This window comes from Nocardia neocaledoniensis (genome assembly GCF_029868625.1).
GTDB lineage: Bacteria > Actinomycetota > Actinomycetes > Mycobacteriales > Mycobacteriaceae > Nocardia > Nocardia neocaledoniensis_A.
Genome location: NZ_JARWOJ010000203.1, coordinates 1 through 17,583 on the forward strand (window position 1 = coordinate 1; position 17,583 = coordinate 17,583).

General features: G+C 72.4%; 14 protein-coding genes and 1 pseudogene. 12 read left to right on the forward strand and 3 right to left on the reverse strand.

The features are described from left to right. The 6 genes and pseudogenes from QH270_RS14830 to QH270_RS14855 form a co-directional block, all read left to right on the forward strand. Nucleotides 1-390: pseudogene (locus QH270_RS14830) on the forward strand (hypothetical protein); the annotation flags it as partial. Beyond that, nucleotides 387-1,502, forward strand: coding sequence for an LLM class flavin-dependent oxidoreductase (locus tag QH270_RS14835; protein ID WP_280342213.1), 1,116 nt, complete (start codon nucleotides 387-389; stop codon nucleotides 1,500-1,502). The pseudogene QH270_RS14830 and the gene QH270_RS14835, both read left to right, overlap by 4 nt. After that, entirely contained in the window at nucleotides 1,499-2,866 is a 1,368-nt protein-coding gene (locus QH270_RS14840) for an NtaA/DmoA family FMN-dependent monooxygenase (protein WP_280342214.1), read from the forward strand. The genes QH270_RS14835 and QH270_RS14840 overlap by 4 nt, the downstream gene beginning before the upstream one ends. Further along, on the forward strand, nucleotides 2,863-3,672 hold the full coding sequence (locus QH270_RS14845) for a DUF1684 domain-containing protein (RefSeq protein WP_280342217.1): 810 nt from the start codon (nucleotides 2,863-2,865) through the stop codon (nucleotides 3,670-3,672). The genes QH270_RS14840 and QH270_RS14845 overlap by 4 nt, the downstream gene beginning before the upstream one ends. Further along, on the forward strand, nucleotides 3,669-4,817 hold the full coding sequence (locus QH270_RS14850; RefSeq protein ID WP_280342219.1) for an LLM class flavin-dependent oxidoreductase: 1,149 nt from the start codon (nucleotides 3,669-3,671) through the stop codon (nucleotides 4,815-4,817). The genes QH270_RS14845 and QH270_RS14850 overlap by 4 nt, the downstream gene beginning before the upstream one ends. Nucleotides 4,818-4,854: 37 nt before the next feature. Next, complete coding sequence (locus tag QH270_RS14855) at nucleotides 4,855-5,367, forward strand: DinB family protein (protein WP_280342224.1); 513 nt, start codon at nucleotides 4,855-4,857, stop codon at nucleotides 5,365-5,367. A gap of 4 nt (nucleotides 5,368-5,371) precedes the next feature. Here QH270_RS14855 and QH270_RS14860 read toward each other — a convergent pair whose 3' ends face one another. Next, nucleotides 5,372-6,373 carry a methylenetetrahydrofolate reductase gene (locus QH270_RS14860; RefSeq protein WP_432420364.1) on the reverse strand — a complete coding sequence of 334 codons (1,002 nt, stop codon included), beginning with the start codon at nucleotides 6,371-6,373 and terminating at the stop codon, nucleotides 5,372-5,374. A 265-nt stretch (nucleotides 6,374-6,638) separates the two neighbouring features. On the opposite strand from QH270_RS14860, the gene QH270_RS14865 reads away from it, so the two are divergent. The 4 genes from QH270_RS14865 to QH270_RS14880 all read left to right on the forward strand — a co-directional run bounded on the left by QH270_RS14865 (nucleotide 6,639) and on the right by QH270_RS14880 (nucleotide 12,294). After that, entirely contained in the window at nucleotides 6,639-7,793 is a 1,155-nt protein-coding gene (locus tag QH270_RS14865; protein WP_432420365.1) for a polyprenyl synthetase family protein, read from the forward strand. Nucleotides 7,794-7,798: 5 nt separating this feature from the next. Beyond that, nucleotides 7,799-9,439 carry a phytoene desaturase family protein gene (gene crtI / locus QH270_RS14870; RefSeq protein ID WP_280342226.1) on the forward strand — a complete coding sequence of 547 codons (1,641 nt, stop codon included), beginning with the start codon at nucleotides 7,799-7,801 and terminating at the stop codon, nucleotides 9,437-9,439. 102 nt (nucleotides 9,440-9,541) lie between these two features. Then, on the forward strand, nucleotides 9,542-11,200 hold the full coding sequence (locus tag QH270_RS14875) for an alpha-(1->6)-mannopyranosyltransferase A (protein WP_280342229.1): 1,659 nt from the start codon (nucleotides 9,542-9,544) through the stop codon (nucleotides 11,198-11,200). Further along, nucleotides 11,197-12,294, forward strand: a complete 1,098-nt coding sequence (locus tag QH270_RS14880; protein ID WP_280342231.1) for a phytoene/squalene synthase family protein — start codon at nucleotides 11,197-11,199, stop codon at nucleotides 12,292-12,294. The genes QH270_RS14875 and QH270_RS14880 overlap by 4 nt, the downstream gene beginning before the upstream one ends. A gap of 41 nt (nucleotides 12,295-12,335) precedes the next feature. Here QH270_RS14880 and QH270_RS14885 read toward each other — a convergent pair whose 3' ends face one another. After that, a complete protein-coding gene (locus tag QH270_RS14885) occupies nucleotides 12,336-12,698 on the reverse strand; it encodes an ArsR/SmtB family transcription factor (protein ID WP_280342235.1) in 363 nt (120 codons plus the stop codon). 92 nt (nucleotides 12,699-12,790) lie between these two features. On the opposite strand from QH270_RS14885, the gene QH270_RS14890 reads away from it, so the two are divergent. Next, entirely contained in the window at nucleotides 12,791-14,776 is a 1,986-nt protein-coding gene (locus tag QH270_RS14890; RefSeq protein WP_280342239.1) for a heavy metal translocating P-type ATPase, read from the forward strand. A gap of 140 nt (nucleotides 14,777-14,916) precedes the next feature. Here the strand turns inward: QH270_RS14890 and QH270_RS14895 are convergent, their stop codons facing one another. Further along, complete coding sequence (locus QH270_RS14895) at nucleotides 14,917-15,285, reverse strand: Rv2175c family DNA-binding protein (RefSeq protein WP_280342241.1); 369 nt, start codon at nucleotides 15,283-15,285, stop codon at nucleotides 14,917-14,919. A 133-nt stretch (nucleotides 15,286-15,418) separates the two neighbouring features. On the opposite strand from QH270_RS14895, the gene pknB reads away from it, so the two are divergent. After that, on the forward strand, nucleotides 15,419-17,353 hold the full coding sequence (gene pknB / locus QH270_RS14900) for a Stk1 family PASTA domain-containing Ser/Thr kinase (protein WP_280342249.1): 1,935 nt from the start codon (nucleotides 15,419-15,421) through the stop codon (nucleotides 17,351-17,353). Nucleotides 17,354-17,583 lie beyond the last annotated feature (230 nt).

Sequence of the window (17,583 nt, forward strand, 5' to 3'; positions counted from 1 at the left end):
CTCGGGTACCTGTTCATCTCCCACGATCTGGCGGTCGTCCGCCAGATCAGCGACCGGGTGGCGGTGATTCGGCACCGCCCCCAAGTCGAAACCCGGGCGGCGGCCAACCGGTTAAACCAAACACCGCACGCCAAAACGCCGGGGCAGCGAGCCCCGCATACCACCCCCCCCCGCCCGGTGGTGCACTTCCCCCCCCCCCCCGCTGGGGGGGCCCCCCCCACCACCCGCGACCGGGTGGCGGTGATGCGGCACGGCCGCATCGTCGAAACCGGGCCGACGGCAACCCTGTTCACCGATCCACGGCACGACTACACGCGGGAGCTGCTCGCCGCGATTCCCACCCCCGGCAGCCGGATCGTCCCGACCGACCGAAAGGACCCCACCCGATGAGCGAGCCACCGCTGTTCCTCGGCCTCGACCTCGCGGGCACCGGAGCGCATCCGGCGTCCTGGCGCCGCGCCGACTCGCGCGCCGAGGACCTGTTCGGCGCCGCCTACTGGACCGAGGCGGTGACGCGGGCCGAGCGGCTCGGCGTCGACGCCGTGTTCCTCGCCGATTCCTTCGGTCTCCAACCGGGTGGCGCCGGGGTGACGCGCGGGCGCCTCGACGCCGTCGCGATCGCCGCTCGCGTCGCGCCGTTGACCCGCCGGATCGGGCTGGTGCCGCAGGTGCCGGTGACGCACACCGAACCCTTCCACGTGTCCAAGGCGATCGCGGCCCTCGATTTCGCGAGCCTGGGCCGGGCCGGCTGGGAAGTCGCGGTGTCCGGCACCGTCGAGGAGGCGAAGGCCTTCGGCCGCAAGGACATCCAATCCGCCGAGTCGCTCTGGCAGGAGGCCGACGAGGCCGTCGAGGTGGTGACCCGATTGTGGGACAGCTGGGAGGACGGCGCCGAGATCCGCGACGTCCCCACCGGCCGGTTCATCGACCGGGACCGCCTGCACTACATCGACTTCCACGACGAGCACTTCTCGGTGAAAGGCCCCTCGATCACCCCGAGGTCACCGCAGGGACAGCCGATCGTGACGGTGCGCGCCGACGACACCGCCGCCACCGCCGTCGCCGTCCGGCGTGCCGACCTGATCCGCGTCACCGCGCCGGACCCGGCGGGGGCGGCCGCGCGCCGCACCGCCCTGCGCGCGGCGATCGCCGACGCCGGCCGCGATCCCGATACGGTGCGCGTCCTGCTCGATCTGCCCGTGCACCTGGCGGATTCGGCCGACCAGGCCCGGGCCGAGGTCGACGAACTCGACCGGTGGGCCGGCACCGTGCCCACGACCGGAATCCAGCACGTGGGTACGGTCGCCGAACTCGACGACCTGCTCGCCGAGATCGGCGGTTCCGGCAGCGCCGACGGTGTCGTCCTGCGCCCGCTGGCCGTCTACGCCACGCTGACGGCGCTCCGGGCGCGCCCGGCCCCGACCGCGCCGCCCGGCACCTTCCGCGACCATCTCGCCCTCCCCCGCCCCACCAGCCGCTACGCCCGAGGAGCAGCGCTGTGACCGCGAAGCCACGCAAGCAAGTCCATCTCGCCGCGCACTTCCCCGGCGTCAACAACACCACCGTCTGGGCCGACCCCGCCTCGAAGTCGCAGGTCGAGTTCGCCTCGTTCGAGCACCTGGCCCGCACCGCCGAGCGCGGGCTGTTCGACTTCTTCTTCCTCGCCGAGGGCCTGCGGCTGCGGGAACACCGCGGGCGCATCCACGATCTCGACGTGGTGGGCAGGCCGGACACCTTCACCGTGCTCGACGCGCTGGCCGCCGTCACCGACCGCCTCGGGCTCGCGGGCACCATCAACAGCACCTACAACGAACCGTTCGAGCTGGCCAAGCAGTTCGCGGCGCTGGATCACCTCTCCGGCGGCCGGGCGGCCTGGAACGTGGTCACCTCCTCCGACGCCTTCACCGGCGAGAACTTCCGCCGCGGCGGCTATCTGGAGCACGCGCAGCGGTACCGGCGGGCCGCCGAGGTGGTCGAGGCGAGCCGGGCACTGTGGGACAGCTGGCCCGCCGACGCGCTCGTGGTCGACCGCGAACGCGGTGTCTTCGCGCGCGAGATTCCCGCAACCTCGTTCCACAGCACCCAGTTCGACATCGAGGCGCCGTTCGTGACACCGCCGAGCCCGCAGGGCCATCCGGTGCTGTTGCAGGCGGGCGATTCCGACGAGGGCCGCGAGTTCGGCGCGCGCACCGCCGACGCGATCTTCACCGTGCACGGCACACTCGAGGCGGGACAGCGGTTCTACGCCGACGTCAAGGGCAGGCTCGCGAAGTACGGGCGCGGCCACGACGAGCTGCTGGTCTTCCCCGCCGCCACCTTCGTTCTCGGCGACACCGAGGCCGAGGCACACGAGCGCGCCCGCCACATCCGGTATCAGCAGGTGAGCCCGCAGACCGCGATCGCCTTCCTCGAACAGGTCTGGGGCCGCGAGCTGTCCGGTTACGACCCGGACGGTCCGCTGCCCGACGTCGAGCCCGACGCCACCAGCGAGATCACCCGCGGCCGGGTGCGGCACACGAAAGACCCACTCGCCGTGGTGAAGTCCTGGCGCGAGCGGGCCGAGGCCGAGGGACTCAGCATCCGGGAACTCGTCATCGAGGTCACCGCCCGTCAGCAGTTCATCGGCACGCCCGGCCAGGTCGCCGCGCAGATCGACCACTACGTGCAGTCCGACGCCGCCGACGGCTTCATCCTCGTCCCCCACCTCACGCCCGCGGGGCTGGACGAATTCGTCGACCTGGTGGTGCCGGAACTGCAGGAACGCGGCAGCTTCCGTACCGCCTACACCGGCACCACCCTGCGCGACCACCTCGGTCTGCGCCACCCCCACCACCGCACCGCCGCCGAAGGAGCACGCGCGTCATGACGATCACCGTCGACACCTCCAGCACCACAAGCACTTTCTCCGACGAGTGGCGCCGCTGGCACGACGCCCGCGAGGACGGGTTACGCGACCCGCTCGGCTGGCTCAGCCTCACCGCGCTGCACTGGCTCACCGACCGCCCGGAGCAGCTCGACGGCCTACCCGGCACCTGGTGGGTCACCGACGAGAAGGTGTTCATCACCGCCAAGCCCGGCGACCGGCTCGACGTCGACGGCGAGCGCATCGCCGGTGTCCAGATCTTGACGCCCGCCGAGGGTGCGCCCGGTCTGAGTGTGCTGCACGAGGACCGGGTGCTCGAGGTGATCCGGCGGTCCGGGCAGTTCGCGGTCCGCGTGCACGATCCGGCGGCGGCCACCCTCACCGGGTTCACCGGCGTGCCCACCTATCCGGTCGATCCGCGCTGGGTCGTCACCGGCCGGTTCACCCCCTTCGGCACCGCCCGCACCGTCACCACCGGCGCGGTCGTCGACGGGCTCGAACACCACCACAGCGCGGCGGGACTCGTCGAGTTCCGGATCGGCGACGTCGCGGCCACCCTGCTCGCCTTCGGCACCCCGGCCGACCTGAAGGTGCTGTTCACCGACGCCACCAGCGGCGTCACCACCTATCCGGCGGCGCGCTCGCTCGCGATCGGCGCGGTCGAGGCCGACGGCACGGTGACGCTGGACTTCAACCGGGCGGTCAACCTGCCGTGCGCGTTCACCGATTTCGCGACCTGCCCCGTGGCGCCGGCGGAGAACCGGCTGCGCGTGGCGGTCGAAGCGGGAGAACAGGATCCGAAGCTATGACCGTACCGCTGTCGATTCTCGACCTCTCCCCGATCAGCGCGGGGTCCTCCGCCGCGCAGGCGCTGCGCAACACCGTCGATCTGGCCCAGCACGCCGAACAGTGGGGCTACCACCGGTATTGGCTCGCCGAACACCACTTCGTGTCGGTGGCCAGTTCCGCGTCGCTCACGCTGCTCGGGCTCGTCGCCGCCGCGACCTCGCGGATCCGGGTGGGGACCGGGGCGGTGCAGGTGGGCCATCACACCTCCGCGTCGATCGTGGAGGCGTTCGGCACCGTCGACGCGTTGCACCCGGGGCGGCTTGACCTCGGCCTCGGCCGGTCGGGACACCGTCGCGGCCAGTTCGGCGCCGAGAAGTCGGCGGCCAAGGGCGGTCGGCCGGTGCTGGACGCGGTCACCGGCCGCACCCGGATCCGGGACGGGGTGGTGGTGCCGCCGCCGTTCGATCCGCGCGGGATCACCGACCGATCCAGGTTCGTCGCCTCGCTCGCGGCCCTGCAGCAGCCGGGCGCCGAGGCGCCCGCCTTCGCCGACCAGGTCGACGAGGTGCGCGCCCTGCTCGACGGCACGTTCACCGTCGACGACATCGCGCTGCGCGCTGTTCCCGGTGAAGGGGCGCGCGTGGAGCTGTGGTTGTTCGGCAGTACCGCCGGGGAGAGTGCCGAGGTGGCAGGGCGGCTGGGGCTGCCGTTCGCCGCGGCGTATCACGTCGCGCCCGGCACCGCGCTGGACGCGGTCGAGGCGTATCGGGCGGCATTCCGGCCCTCGGCGGTGCTCGCCGAACCGCACGTGATCGTGTCCGCCGATGTGGTGGTGGCCGCCGACGACGCCACCGCCCGCCATCACGCGAGCACCTACGGGCACTGGGTACACAGCATCCGCAGCGGCTCCGGCGCGAGCGAATACCTCGACCCCGCGACGGCCGCGCCCCTCACCGCCGACCAGCTCCGCCTGGTCGAGGACCGCCTCGCCGCCCAGATCGTCGGTTCCCCCGAGACCGTCACCGAACGGCTCGAGGCTCTGGTCCGGGTCACCGGCGCCGCCGAACTGCTCGTCACCACCATCACCCACGACCACGCCGACCGCCTCGAGTCCCACCGCCTCCTGGCCGACGCCTGGGGCCTGCGCGCCGCCCGCGCCGCCTGAGCCACGACTTGTCGGAGGGGGTGGCCATACTCGGGGGATGAGTTCTGGAGAGCGGCCGGTGCCGCCGTTCAATGCTGACGAGCGGGCGACACTCGAGGGGTGGTTGGACTTCCATCGGGTGACGCTGGCCAGGAAATGTGCCGGGTTGGACGATGTGCAGGGAGCGACCGCGGCGGTGCCGCCGTCAGGGTTCACGCTGACCGGGCTGGTGCAGCACCTCGCGGAGGTGGAGCGGAACTGGTTCCAGCGGGTCTTCGCCGGCGAGCGGGTGCCGCCGATCTACGACCCGGGCGCCGATCCGGACGGGCCGGACGGCGGGTTCACCGTCGCGCCCGGCGCCACGCTCGCCGACGCCCTCGGCACCTGGGAAGCGCAGATCGCGCGCGCCCGCGAACTCTGCGCGGGCCGCGACCTCGCCGACACCGGCCAATTCGCCGGCCAGGAGGTCAGCCTGCGCTGGATCTACGTGCACATGATCGAGGAATACGCCCGGCACAACGGCCACGCCGACCTGCTCCGCGAACGCATCGACGGCTCGACCGGCGTGTAGCGCCTCAGGCGCTGAGCGGCGCCGCCGTGACGCCGTAGCCCAGGTTGGTGAGAACCTCGCTGGTGGCCTTGGCGAAGTTGAGGGTGATGAAGTGCAGGCAGGGTGCGCCCTCGTCGATCAGGCGCTGGGCCATCTCGGTGGCGATCTGGATGCCCTCGGCGCGCACGGCGGCCTTGTCCTCCTCGGGGCCGGTGCCCGCGGCTCGGGTCAGGCGCTCGAGGACGGCGGGCGCCAGCGGGCGGCCACACAGTTCCTCGGCGCGCGCGACGGTGCGCAGCGAGGTGATGGGCATCAGCTCGGGGATGATCGGCTTGTCGCCCTCGACCGGGTCCATCGCCACGACGCGATCACGCAGCCGCAGGTAGTGGTCGACGTCGAAGAACATCTGGGTGATCGAATACTCCGCGCCCGCACGCAGTTTCGCGGCGAGGAAGCGGGTGTCGTGATCGAGATCCGGCGAGCGGTGGTGGCCCTGCGGGAACGAGGCGACACCGACGTGGAAATCGCCCAGATCGCGGACGATGCGCACCAGTTCCTCGGCGTACTCGACGCCCTCGGGATGCTTGCGCCATTCGCCGAGCGGGTCGCCCGGCGGGTCACCGCGCAGGACGAGCAGGTTGCGGATGCCCGAATCGGCGTAGGAGCCGACCAGCGCGCGCAGTTCGTCGAGGCTGTGCCCGACGGCGGTGAGGTGGGCGACCGGCAGCAGCGTGGTCTCGGTGGCCAGCTCGCCGGTGATGCGCACCGTGCGGTCCTTGGTGGACCCGCCCGCGCCGTAGGTCATCGACACGAAGGCCGGGTGCATGCACTCGAACTCGCGGACCGCGCGCCACAGCCTGGCCTCGCCCGCCGCGTCGCGCGGCGGATTGAACTCCACCGAGAACGGCACACCGCCGCCCGCGTGGGTACGCAGGCTCTGCACCACCGAGGGGGTGTTCGAGACGATCGGCTGCTTCTGGGCGGGTCGATCTGGGGTCGAACGTCCCCGTCCATTGTCGAAAGTCACCGGTTCAGTGTAGTGGTGCGCACCGCGACGGCGGCACGGACCGGGGCGTGAACGCCCTGATCGCGCCCCCGGCCAGCACGGCCCGTCAACCGGGATGGACACGAAAGTCGTGGTGGGTGAGCCCGCCGACACGCCTGGTGTGGCCTCGGTCGCACCGGCGATGTGCGCCGGTCTGCCCCGCCCCGGGCCCGCGTATCCTGCGACTGAACGCCGGTGCCAGCGGCACCGCGCGCGACCAGGTCCATCCACTCGCCCACTTCCGCACCTGGAGGCCACCCTGTCCGCCGGAATCGGTACCCCGCTCGCCCGGTCCGTCCACGACACCCCGGCCCCGGTCGACCTCGGCGCCCTGACCCCGGGCACGCCCGCGTTCGTCGCCGCGGTGGAGCGCGTGCTCACCGATTTCTTCGCCACCCGGCGCGAGATCGTCGATCCGCTCGGGCCGGTCTTCGTCGACGCCGCGGACGCGCTGGAACAGTTCGTCCTGCGCGGGGGCAAGCGGACCAGGCCCGGCTTCGCGTGGACCGGCTGGCTCGGCGCCGGCGGCGACCCGAGCGGCCCCGACGCGGCCGCGGTGCTCACCGCCTGCTCGGCGCTGGAGCTGGTGCAGGCGTGCGCGCTGGTGCACGACGACATCATCGATTCCTCCCGGACCCGGCGCGGATTCCCGACGATCCACGTCGACTTCGAGGACCGTCATCGCGCGGCGGGCTGGCCCGGCGACGGTGCCGAGTACGGGGCCGCCGTCGCGATCCTGATCGGCGATCTGGCCCTGGCCTGGGCCGACGACCTGGTCCACGAGGCCGGGCTCGCCCCCGCCGCGCTGGCACGCTTCGCCCCGGTGTGGGCCCGGATGCGCACCGAGGTGCTCGGCGGACAGCTCCTCGACGTCAACGGCGAGGCCGGTGGCGACGAATCGGTCGAGGCCGCGCTCCGGATCAACCGCTACAAGACCGCCGCGTACACGATCGAACGGCCGCTGCACCTGGGCGCCGCGCTGGCGGGTGCGGACGAGGCGCTGGTCGCCGCCCTGCGCACCTACGGCACCGACGTGGGAATCGCCTTCCAGCTGCGCGACGACCTGCTCGGCGTGTTCGGCGACCCCGCCGTCACCGGCAAGCCCTCGGGCGACGACCTGCGTGAGGGCAAGCGCACCGTGCTCGTCGCCGAGGCGCTGCGCCGGGCCGACCCGGCCGCCGCGGCGCTGATCCGCGCCGGTCTCGGCACCGACCTCGACGACACCGCCGTGGACCGGCTGCGCGCCCTGCTCACCGAACTCGGCGCGGTCGACGACGTGGAACGCCGGATCACCGAACTCACCGACGCGGGCCTGGCGGCCGTGGCGGCCAGCAGCGCCACCCCCGCCGCGAAGGAACTGCTGCACGCGATGGCGCTGGCCGCCACCCGTCGCGCCGCGTGATCGAGATGGACAGCGTGGTGGGACAGGTGGATCACGTCGTCGTCGTGGGCGCGGGGCTGGCCGGGCTCGCCGCGGCGCTGCACCTGCGCGGCGCAGGCCTCGCGGTGACGGTGCTCGAACGCGCCGATCATCCGGGCGGCCGGGTCGGGCGCTACCGGTTCGACGACTACGAGATCGACAGTGGCGCCACGGTTCTCACGTTGCCCGAGCTGATCGATGACGCGCTCGCCGCGGTGGGCCGCACCCGCGAGGATCTCGGGCTGCGGATCCACCGGCTCGCCCCCGCCTATCACGCGCGCTACGCCGACGGCACCGACATCCGCGTCTTCGACGACGCCGAGCAGATGGCCACCGAGGTCGCGCGCACCTGCGGACCGGCCGAGGCGCGCGGCTACCGGCGCCTGCGCGACTGGCTCGACCGGATCTACGCCGCCGAGTTCGACGAGTTCATGGACGCCGATTTCGATTCGCCGCTGGACATGGTGCGCACCCGTAGCGCCAGGTCGGCCCTGGCGACGCTGGCCCGGCTCGGCGGTTTCGGCAGGCTCGGTCCGCGCGTGCGTACCTTCCTGCGCGACGAACGCCTGGTCCGGCTGTTCACTTTCCAGGCGCTGTACGCGGGAATGGCGCCGGATCAGGCGCTGGCGCTCTACGGCGCGATCCCGAACATGGACACCTGCCAGGGCGTCTACTTCCCCGAAGGCGGCATGCGGGCGATCACCGCCGCACTCGCCGAGGCCTTCACGTCGGCGGGTGGGCAGCTGGTCCTGGGCGCCGAGGTCGCCGGGATCGACTACGCGAGGCGCGGATCCGCCGCCGGCCACCGATCGGCCACCGCGCCACGGCCCGGCGCGAGTACCCTCGGCCCGCGGGGCGCCCGGAACCGGCGCGCCGAGGCGGTCCGCACCGTCGACGGCGTGCGCTACGCCTGCGACGCCGTCGTCCTCACCGCCGACCTGGGCTCACTGCCCCGCTTCGGGCTGCGGTATCGCCGTGGGCTGCGGGCCTCGCCGTCGGCCGTGGTCGCGCACGGCACCGTGCCCGCCGCGATCGCGGCGCGGTGGCCGGTGCAGGCGCACCACACGATCGACTTCGGCGCCGCCTGGGCATCGACGTTCACCGAGATCGCCGCCCGGCGCGGGCGCGGACGGCTGATGAGCGATCCGTCCCTGCTGCTCACCCGCCCCGCCCTCACCGACCCGGGCCAGTACGTCGACCGCGCCGACGGCCGGCACGAACCGTTCTCGGTGCTGGCGCCGTGCCCGAACCTCGACGCGGCGCCACTGGACTGGGCCCGCCTCGGCCCAGCGTATCTGCGCGAACTGCTCACCGAACTGGAGCGGCGCGGCTACACCGGGATCGCCGAGCACTTCCGGGTCGATCACATCGACACTCCGGCGACGTGGGCCGCGCAGGGCATGATCGCCGGCACCCCGTTCTCGATCGCGCACCTGTTCCGCCAGACCGGTCCGTTCCGGCCCCGCAATCTGCCAAGGGGTGTGGACAACGTCGTTCTCGCAGGTTGCGGCACCACTCCGGGGGTGGGCGTGCCCACCACGCTGCTGTCGGGCAAGCTGGCCGCGGCGCGAATCCGGGGCAGCCGGGCGCGCACCGGCACCGACCACCGGGTTAGTGTTCGACAGTGAAGCCGTAAACTGACGGCCGACATCATCAGCTCGCGGTTGCGACCGCCGACCATCCGGGGGGACCGACCGAAGATGCCGCCCCCCGAGACGACCGTAGGCCCCATGGACACCACGCGCACCCTCGAGCCGCAGCGCCACCTGCCCACCGGGACCGATCCCGGCGTCCGGTCGTGGCTCCGCACCGCGGGCGATTTCGCCCGCAGCCCCGAAGGCCACGCGGCCGTGATGGGCTTCTTCGGCGCCGCGATGATCACCTTCGGCGGCTTCGGCGCGGGCGCGGTCCGCAAGCGCGACCCGCTACTCGAGGCACTGCACCTGTCGTGGCTGCGCTTCGGACACGGCTACGCGCTCTCGACGATCCTCATCTGGGCCGGCGTGCTGATGATGATCACCGCGTGGGTTCGCCTCGGCCGCACCACCATCGGCAAGGGCGGCGCCACCGTCACCCTCAACGAACTGCGCGCGATCGTCGGCATCTGGATCACCCCGCTGCTGTTCGCGGCGCCGATGTTCAGCCGCGACGCCTACTCCTATCTCGCCCAGGGCGCGCTGCTGCGCGACGGTTTCGACCCCTATCAGGTGGGTCCCGTCGCCAATCCCGGCGTGCTGCTCGAGAACGTGAGTCCGGTCTGGACGACGACCACCGCGCCGTACGGCCCGCTGTTCCTGCTCATCGGCCGCGCCATCACCATGCTCACCGGCGACAGCATCATCGCGGGCACCATCGCCATGCGCTTCCTGATGCTGCCGGGCCTGGCCCTGATGATGTGGGCGGTGCCGTACCTGACCAAACACCTCGGCGGCAAGCCCACCGTGGCGCTGTGGCTGGCCGTGCTCAATCCGCTGGTGCTCATCCACCTCGTCGGCGGCGTGCACAACGAACTGCTGATGGTCGGCCTGATGTGCGCGGGTATCGCGCTGGTGCTGGAGCGTCACCACGTGGCGGGCATCGTGGTGGTCGCCATCGGTGTCGCGATCAAGGCGACCGCCGGGGTGGCGCTGCCGTTCCTGGTGTGGATCTGGATCCTGCACGAGAAGGAACGCCGCGCGGCCCAGCGCGCCGCCGAGCATCCCGAATCCGGGGTGTCGGAGGACCAGCGGCATCCCGATGCCGCCAGGGCCACCGCCGACATGCCGCATCCGCTGTTCACCTTCGCCAAGATCGCCGGACTCGGCGTGAGCGTGTTCGCGCTGGTGTTCCTGGCCGCGTCGGCCATCGCCGGGGTCGGGTTCGGCTGGGTGACCGCGCTCCAGGGCTCGAACAAGATCATCAACTGGCTGTCGCTGCCCACGATCCTCGCGCACATGGTCACCTGGGTGACCCCGCTGCGCCTGGACCCGGTGCTCAGCGTGACCCGCGAGCTGTGCAAGTTCGCGCTGGTGGCGCTGCTGGTGGCGATCTGGTGGCGCTTCCGGCACTCCGAGCGCGAGGCCGTGCTCGGCATCGTGATCGCGTTCGTCGCCATCGTGCTGCTCTCCCCCGCGGCCCTGCCCTGGTACTACTCCTGGCCGCTGGCGCTGGCCGCCGGGTTCGCGCTGTCGACGGTGACCCTGCAGTGGCTGGTCGGCATCTGCACCTGGCTGATGCTGGTGTTCCAGCCCGACGGGTCGATCGGCCTGTACAACTTCTGGCACGTCGCGCTGGCGACCTTCGCCGCCGTGGTCGCCGCGGTGTCGCTGCGCGTCGTCGACCCGCTCCATCTGCGGTCGGCCAGTGCGCGAGCCGCCGCCAAGGAACCGGCACCGACCATCCGGGCATGAGCGGGATTCGCCGCGCGGCGGCACCGAACCCTCCCGACGGGCCGGGGACGAGCCGAGTCGCCGACCATGGTGGCAGCAGCCTCGTCCGCGCCGTGACCCGCGAGCACCCGAGCGAATCGACCGGCGACCTGGCACCAACCGGCCTGGACGCGGCCTACGCGACCTGCGAGCGGATCGCGGCCGAGCACGGCCGCACTTATCACCTGGCCACGGCCCTGCTCACGCCGCCGCGACGGCGGGCGGTGCACGCGCTGTACGCGTTCGCGCGCATGGTCGACGACATCGTCGACCATGCCGACGACCCCGCCCACGTCCTCGATCCGCGGGACGGCGTGCCCGTCGCCGCGCCGGGCGAGCCGGCGATCAGCCCGGCCCAGCACCTCGACCTGATCGAGGTCCAGCTGCGCCTCGCCCTCGAGCACGGCACCGTCGACATCGCCGATCCGCGCCGCCACCAGATCCTCACCGCCGCGGCCGACACCATCCGCCGCCACGACATCGCGCACGCGCATTTCTGGACCTTCCTCGACGCCATGCGCATGGACGTCCCCGGCACCGCGACCCACCGCACCCGGTACGCCACCATGGCCGAGCTGCGTGAGTACATGCGTGGCTCGGCGGCCGCCATCGGGCTGCAATTGCTGCCGGTGCTCGGCACGGTGGTCCCGGTCGCCGAGGCCGAGCCCGCCGCCGCCGCGCTGGGCGAGGCGTTCCAGATCACGAATTTCCTGCGCGATGTCGCCGAGGACCTCGACCGAGGGCGCATCTATCTACCCACGACGGAACTGGCCGCGTTCGGCGTCGACGAAGAACATCTGCGCGGCTGCCGGGCGAGCGGGCGCGTCGATCCGCCGCTGCGACGGGCGCTGGCCCACCTGATCGCCGTCAACCGCGACATCTACCGCCGCGCCACACCCGGCATCGACCTGCTGCAACCGCGCGTGCGCCCCGGAATCCGCACGGCCGCCGTGCTGTATGCCGAGATCCTGGACCGGATCGAGGCGGCGGACTACCAAGTGTTCACGCGGCGCGCGACGGTACCGAACCACCGCCGAATCCTCGTGGCCGCCAAGGGGTTCGCGACCCGCGGCTGAGTAGGGGCGTGGCTCGGGTAGCTCGCCCGGCCGGTCGACGGTCAGCCCGCGATGTCGGGGCGTTCGGTGAGGCCGAGGCGCAGGTGTTCGCTGTGGTAGACGGCCTCGTCCAGGAGCTGGGCGACGTGCTTGTCGTAGAGGCTGTAGACGATGCTGCGCCCGGCGCGGGTGCCGGTGACCAGGCCCAGATTGCGCAGCAGCCGCAGCTGATGCGAGACCGCCGACTGTTCCATCCCGACCGCCTCGGCGAGCTCGGTGACCGGACGCGGGCCCTGCCGGAGTTCGGACAGGATCAGCAGGCGGCTCGGCGTCGCCAGCGCCTGCAGAGTGGTGGCCACGTGCGCGGCGGCACTGGCGTCCAGCCGCTTCATCGGCTGGTCGCGGCCCTCGACACCGTGTCCCATGGCGTGGAGTCTAGCGGAGGCTATCACATGAATATCTCTTCATATGATCTGTTATTCTCGGGTGCCTTTTCCCCCTGATCCGGAGGTGCTTCGTGGTCTCGTCCACCGCCGTCCGTCCGGCCGCCGCGCCGGTGCCGCGCACCCGGCTGTTCGCCATCCCCGAGATGCGCTGGGCTGCCGCCGCGACCGCGCTGTTCGCGGTCGGCCTCGTCGCGAAGTTCACCGGCGGGCCGAGCTGGCTCTGGTGGGCGCTGCTGCTGGCCTGCTACGTCACCGGCGGCTGGGAGCCTGGCCTCGAGGGCTTGAAGGCGCTGCGGGACAAGACCCTCGACGTGGACCTGCTGATGGTGGTCGCGGCGATCGGCGCGGCCGCGATCGGGCAGATCGTGGACGGCGCGCTGCTGATCGTCATCTTCGCCACCTCGGGCGCGCTGGAGGCACTGGCGACCCGCCGCACCGAGGACTCGGTGCGCGGCCTGCTCACCCTGGCGCCCGACACCGCGACCAGGCTCGACGACGGGGACGAACAGACGATCGCCGCCGCCGACCTCGCCGTGGGCGACCTGATCCTGGTCCGCCCCGGCGACCGGATCGCCGCAGACGGGCGCGTCGTCGACGGGGCGAGCGAGGTCGACCAGGCCACCGTCACCGGCGAGCCGCTGCCGGTCGACAAGGCCCCCGGCGACGAGGTGTTCGCCGGAACGCTCAACGGCACCGGCGCCCTGCGGGTCCGGGTCGAGCGCAGGGCGGCGGACTCGGTCGTCGCGCGGATCGCGGCGCTGGTCGAGGAGGCGGGCCGCACCAAGGCCAAGACTCAGCTGTTCATCGAGAAGATCGAGCAGCGCTATTCGATCGGCATGGTGATCGTCACCCTCGCGGTGTTCGCCGTGCCCCTGGTTCTCGGTGCGACACTGCGGGATTCGCTGCTGCGCGCGATGACGTTCATGATCGTCGCCTCCCCCTGCGCGGTGGTGCTGGCGACCATGCCGCCGCTGCTGGCCGCGATCGCCAACGCCGGCCGCCACGGTGTGCTCGTGAAATCGGCGGTGGTGATGGAACAGCTCGGCGCCACCACCCGCGTCGCCTTCGACAAGACGGGCACGCTCACCCGGGGCACCCCCGAGCTCGTGGAGATCCATCCGCTCCCCGGCGCCTCGACTCCCGCCCCGGCCGCCGAGCACCGGATTCTGCGCCTGGCCGCGGCCGTCGAGTTCCCCAGCGAGCACCCCTTGGCCGCCGCCACCGTCCGCCTCGCCCGGCAACGCGGCATCCCGCTACCCGCGGTCACCGAGTTCGCCGCCCGACCGGGCCGCGGTGTCTCCGGCCGCGTCGACCACCACCTGGTGCGCGTCGGCTTCCCCGGCACGTCCCCTCCGGCGGATCCTGGGCTGTCGAAGGCACCCGAGCCCATGGCCGACATCGTCGCGGCGATCCGGTCGCGCGGCCGGACCGCCGTGGTGGTGGTCTGCGACGAGGAGCCGATCGGGGTACTCGGGTTCGCCGATCAGGTCCGCCCGGATGCGAGCGCCGCGGTAGCCGCGCTCACCCGGATGCAGGGCGGCGCACCGGTTCTGCTCACCGGGGACGATCACCGCACGGCGGAAAGGCTGGCCGAGGAGGTCGGCATCACCGAGGTGCGGGCGGGGCTGCTACCGCACGAGAAGGTCACCGCGGTGCGCGCGCTGGAGAGCGGGGGCGAGCGGGTGACGATGGTGGGCGACGGGATCAACGACGCGCCCGCCCTGGCCGCAGCGCACGCGGGCATCGCGATGGGCGGGGCCGGTTCGGATCTCACGGTGCAGACCGCGGACGCCATCGTCGTCCGCGACGATCTGACCGCCATCCCCACCGTCATCGCGCTCTCGCGCCGGGCCCGCCGGGTGGTGCTGGCCAACCTCGCCATCGCCGCGACCTTCATCGCGGTGCTGGTGGTGTGGGACCTGGTCGGCCATCTCCCGCTGCCCCTTGGCGTGCTCGGGCACGAGGGCTCCACCGTCATCGTGGGTCTCAACGGCCTGCGCCTGCTCCGCTCCGCGGCCTGGCAGCGCGCCCGCCACGAGGTCGCGGAGAGCCGCTAGCCGTCGTCCGATCGCGGCCGCGGGTCACGAACGCTCCGCCGCCCTCGGCCGCCCCGGCGCTACGCCGACGGCACGCGATATCGGCGGCCACGCCGAGAACGCGTTCAGCGCCGCACGGCCCGAACTGGCAGGTCGAGTCCTCAGAAGGGTTCGGCGGCCGCGCGGCGGACGACCTCGCGGGCCAGGGGGCCGTGCAGGGCGTCGACGGGGCGGCCGGGCAGGGAGTCGTCCTCGGTGAAGATCCAGCGCAGGATGTCCTCGTCGCTGTACTTGCCGTCGCGCATCACCGTGATGAGACCGGGCAGCATCCGGACGACCTCGTCGTTGTCGTCGAAGAAGCGGGCCGGGATCCCGGCGACACCGCCCCGGCGGACCGCGAGGATCTGGTGGTCACGCAGCAACTGGTGCACGGCGGTGACCGGGAGGCCGAGCAGTTCGGCGACCTCGGGCAGCGGGAGGAGGGTTTCGGTGTCGGGCAGCACGTCGTCGCTGCAGGGGAAGGCACTCACCCGCACAGGGTAGTACGTGTGGCCGGGCACGCATCGTCGGGCACGGCCCGCCCGCCCCGCTACGATCGTGGGGGCCGCACACGGTGGCCATTCGCTCGTCGTTACTGCCGGAGGACATCACTTGATCGGCCAGATGCTGGAAGGGCGCTATCGCATCGATGCGCCGATCGCGCGCGGCGGAATGTCGATGGTGTTCCGTGGCACGGACACCCGGTTGGATCGTCCGGTCGCGATCAAGGTGATGGACCCGAAATTCGCCGGGGACCCGCAGTTCCTGAGCCGCTTCGAGTTCGAGGCGCGCGCGGTCGCCAAGCTGAAGCATCCCTCGCTGGTCGCCGTGTACGACCAGGGCATCGACGGCGAATACCCGTTCCTCATCATGGAATTGGTCGAGGGCGGCACGCTGCGCGAACTGCTGCGCGAACGCGGCCCGATGCCGCCGCACGCCGTGCGCGCCGTCGCCGAGCCCGTGCTGCGCGCCATCGGCACCGCGCACGACGCCGGCCTGGTGCACCGCGACGTCAAGCCCGAGAACGTGCTGATCTCCGACGGGGGCGAGGTGAAGATCGCCGACTTCGGCCTGGTCCGCGCCGTCGCCGCCGCCAATACCACCTCCGCGAGCGTCATCCTCGGCACCGCCGCGTACCTCTCGCCGGAGCAGGTCACCACCGGCACCGCCGACGCGCGCTCGGACGTGTACTCCTTCGGCATCCTGATCTTCGAGCTGCTCACCGGCCGGGTGCCGTTCACCGGCGACAACTCGCTGTCGGTGGCGTACCAGCGGGTGGAGAACGACGTGCCGCCGCCGAGCCAGTTCATCGACGGCGTGCCGCCCGAACTCGACGAGCTGGTCGCCAAGGCCACCGCCCGCGACCCGGAGCAGCGCTACGCCGACGCCAACGAGATGGCCGCGCGGCTGCAGATGATCGCGATGGAACTCAACCTGCCGCCGTATCGTGTTCCGGCGCCGCGGGATTCGGCCGAGCATCTCAGCGAGAGCTACCGGACGGGTGCCGCCCACCATCCCGGCGACCGCCCGGTGACCCCGCACCCGGTGGCGGCGCATCCGTCGCCGGGGCTCGATCATCAGCCCCAGCACACCAAGGTCGTCACCGCGCCCCGTCCACGGGCCGACGAGTACGCCCCGGCGCACTCCCCCGCGCCGCACCACCCGTATGTCGCCAACGAGGCCGCCTCGCGCCGCACCGGGATGGTGTGGGCCGCGATCGTCACCGCGCTGACCCTGCTGGTCGGGATCGGCGGCTGGTGGCTCGGCGTCGGCCGCTACACCTCGGTGCCGCCCATCGCGGGCATGGATTCCGAGCGGGCCGTCGCGGTGCTGCAGGAAGCCGGATTCGAGACGGTGCTGCGCGACAAGGCCTCCGACACCATTCCGGTGGGCGGTGTGGTCGGCACCGATCCGTCGGCCGGTTCCCGGGTCACCAAGAGCTCGACCATCGCGGTGCTGATCTCCAACGGCAAGCCGCGGGTGCCCGACATCAAGCCCGGCGACCAGATCAGCGCCACCAACGAGGCCATCCGCGACGCGGGCCTGCAGCCGATCGACGCGGGCGAGGCGCCGAGTACCGCACCGAAGGGTTCGCTGGCCAAGGTGGACCCCGCGCCCGGCACCGTCCTGCCGATGGGCGCGCAGGTGAAGGTCTACCGCAGCAAGGGCTCGCAGCCGGTCAATGTGCCCGATGTGCGCGGCAAGACCGCCGAGGAGGCCGCCGAGGCGCTGACCACCGCGGGCCTGACCGTCCGCGAGACCCGCGTGCAGTACGACAAGAGCATCGAGGGCGACAAGGCGATCGCCACCGAACCGGCGGTCGGCACGACCCTGCAGTCCGGCGACAGCGTCACCCTGATCGTGTCCAACGCGGTGAAGGTGCCCAATGTGATGGGGCAGAGCGTCGGCAACGCCCGCTCGAAACTGCAGCAGCTCGGTCTCCGGGTGGAGGTCAAGTCCCTGACCGACTCCGACAGCTCCCTGGTGATCGGCCAGGTCCCCGGCTTCAACTCGAATGTGGAGGCGGGCAGCGTCGTTTCGCTGACCGCCCTGCCTTGAAGAGCACAGGCCCCGGACAAAGACGACAAGGACAAGGAAAAGCCCGGGCGCGGCAACCGCTGACCGGCGGCTCCTGACCGCCCTCCCAGCCCCCGTGCGACCCGACCTCGAGGAGGGTCCCGCCGCGTCAGCGGCGGGGGGGGGGGGGGGGGGGGGGGGGGGGGGGGGGGGGGCGGGCGCGGGCGGCGCGCCCCGCGCGACCCCGCGCGCGCGCCGGCCGCGGGGCGGGG

Bases quoted from the DNA above. Each gene is read 5' to 3' on its own strand.
- QH270_RS14835 (WP_280342213.1), top strand. From the start codon at position 387: ATGAGCGAGCCACCGCTGTTCCTCGGCCTCGACCTCGCGGGCACCGGA.
- QH270_RS14845 (WP_280342217.1), top strand. From the start codon at position 2,863: ATGACGATCACCGTCGACACCTCCAGCACCACAAGCACTTTCTCCGAC.
- QH270_RS14850 (WP_280342219.1), top strand. From the start codon at position 3,669: ATGACCGTACCGCTGTCGATTCTCGACCTCTCCCCGATCAGCGCGGGG.
- QH270_RS14855 (WP_280342224.1), top strand. From the start codon at position 4,855: ATGAGTTCTGGAGAGCGGCCGGTGCCGCCGTTCAATGCTGACGAGCGG.
- crtI (WP_280342226.1), top strand. From the start codon at position 7,799: ATGGACAGCGTGGTGGGACAGGTGGATCACGTCGTCGTCGTGGGCGCG.
- QH270_RS14875 (WP_280342229.1), top strand. From the start codon at position 9,542: ATGGACACCACGCGCACCCTCGAGCCGCAGCGCCACCTGCCCACCGGG.
- QH270_RS14880 (WP_280342231.1), top strand. From the start codon at position 11,197: ATGAGCGGGATTCGCCGCGCGGCGGCACCGAACCCTCCCGACGGGCCG.
- QH270_RS14885 (WP_280342235.1), bottom strand. From the start codon at position 12,698: ATGGGACACGGTGTCGAGGGCCGCGACCAGCCGATGAAGCGGCTGGAC.
- pknB (WP_280342249.1), top strand. From the start codon at position 15,419: ATGCTGGAAGGGCGCTATCGCATCGATGCGCCGATCGCGCGCGGCGGA.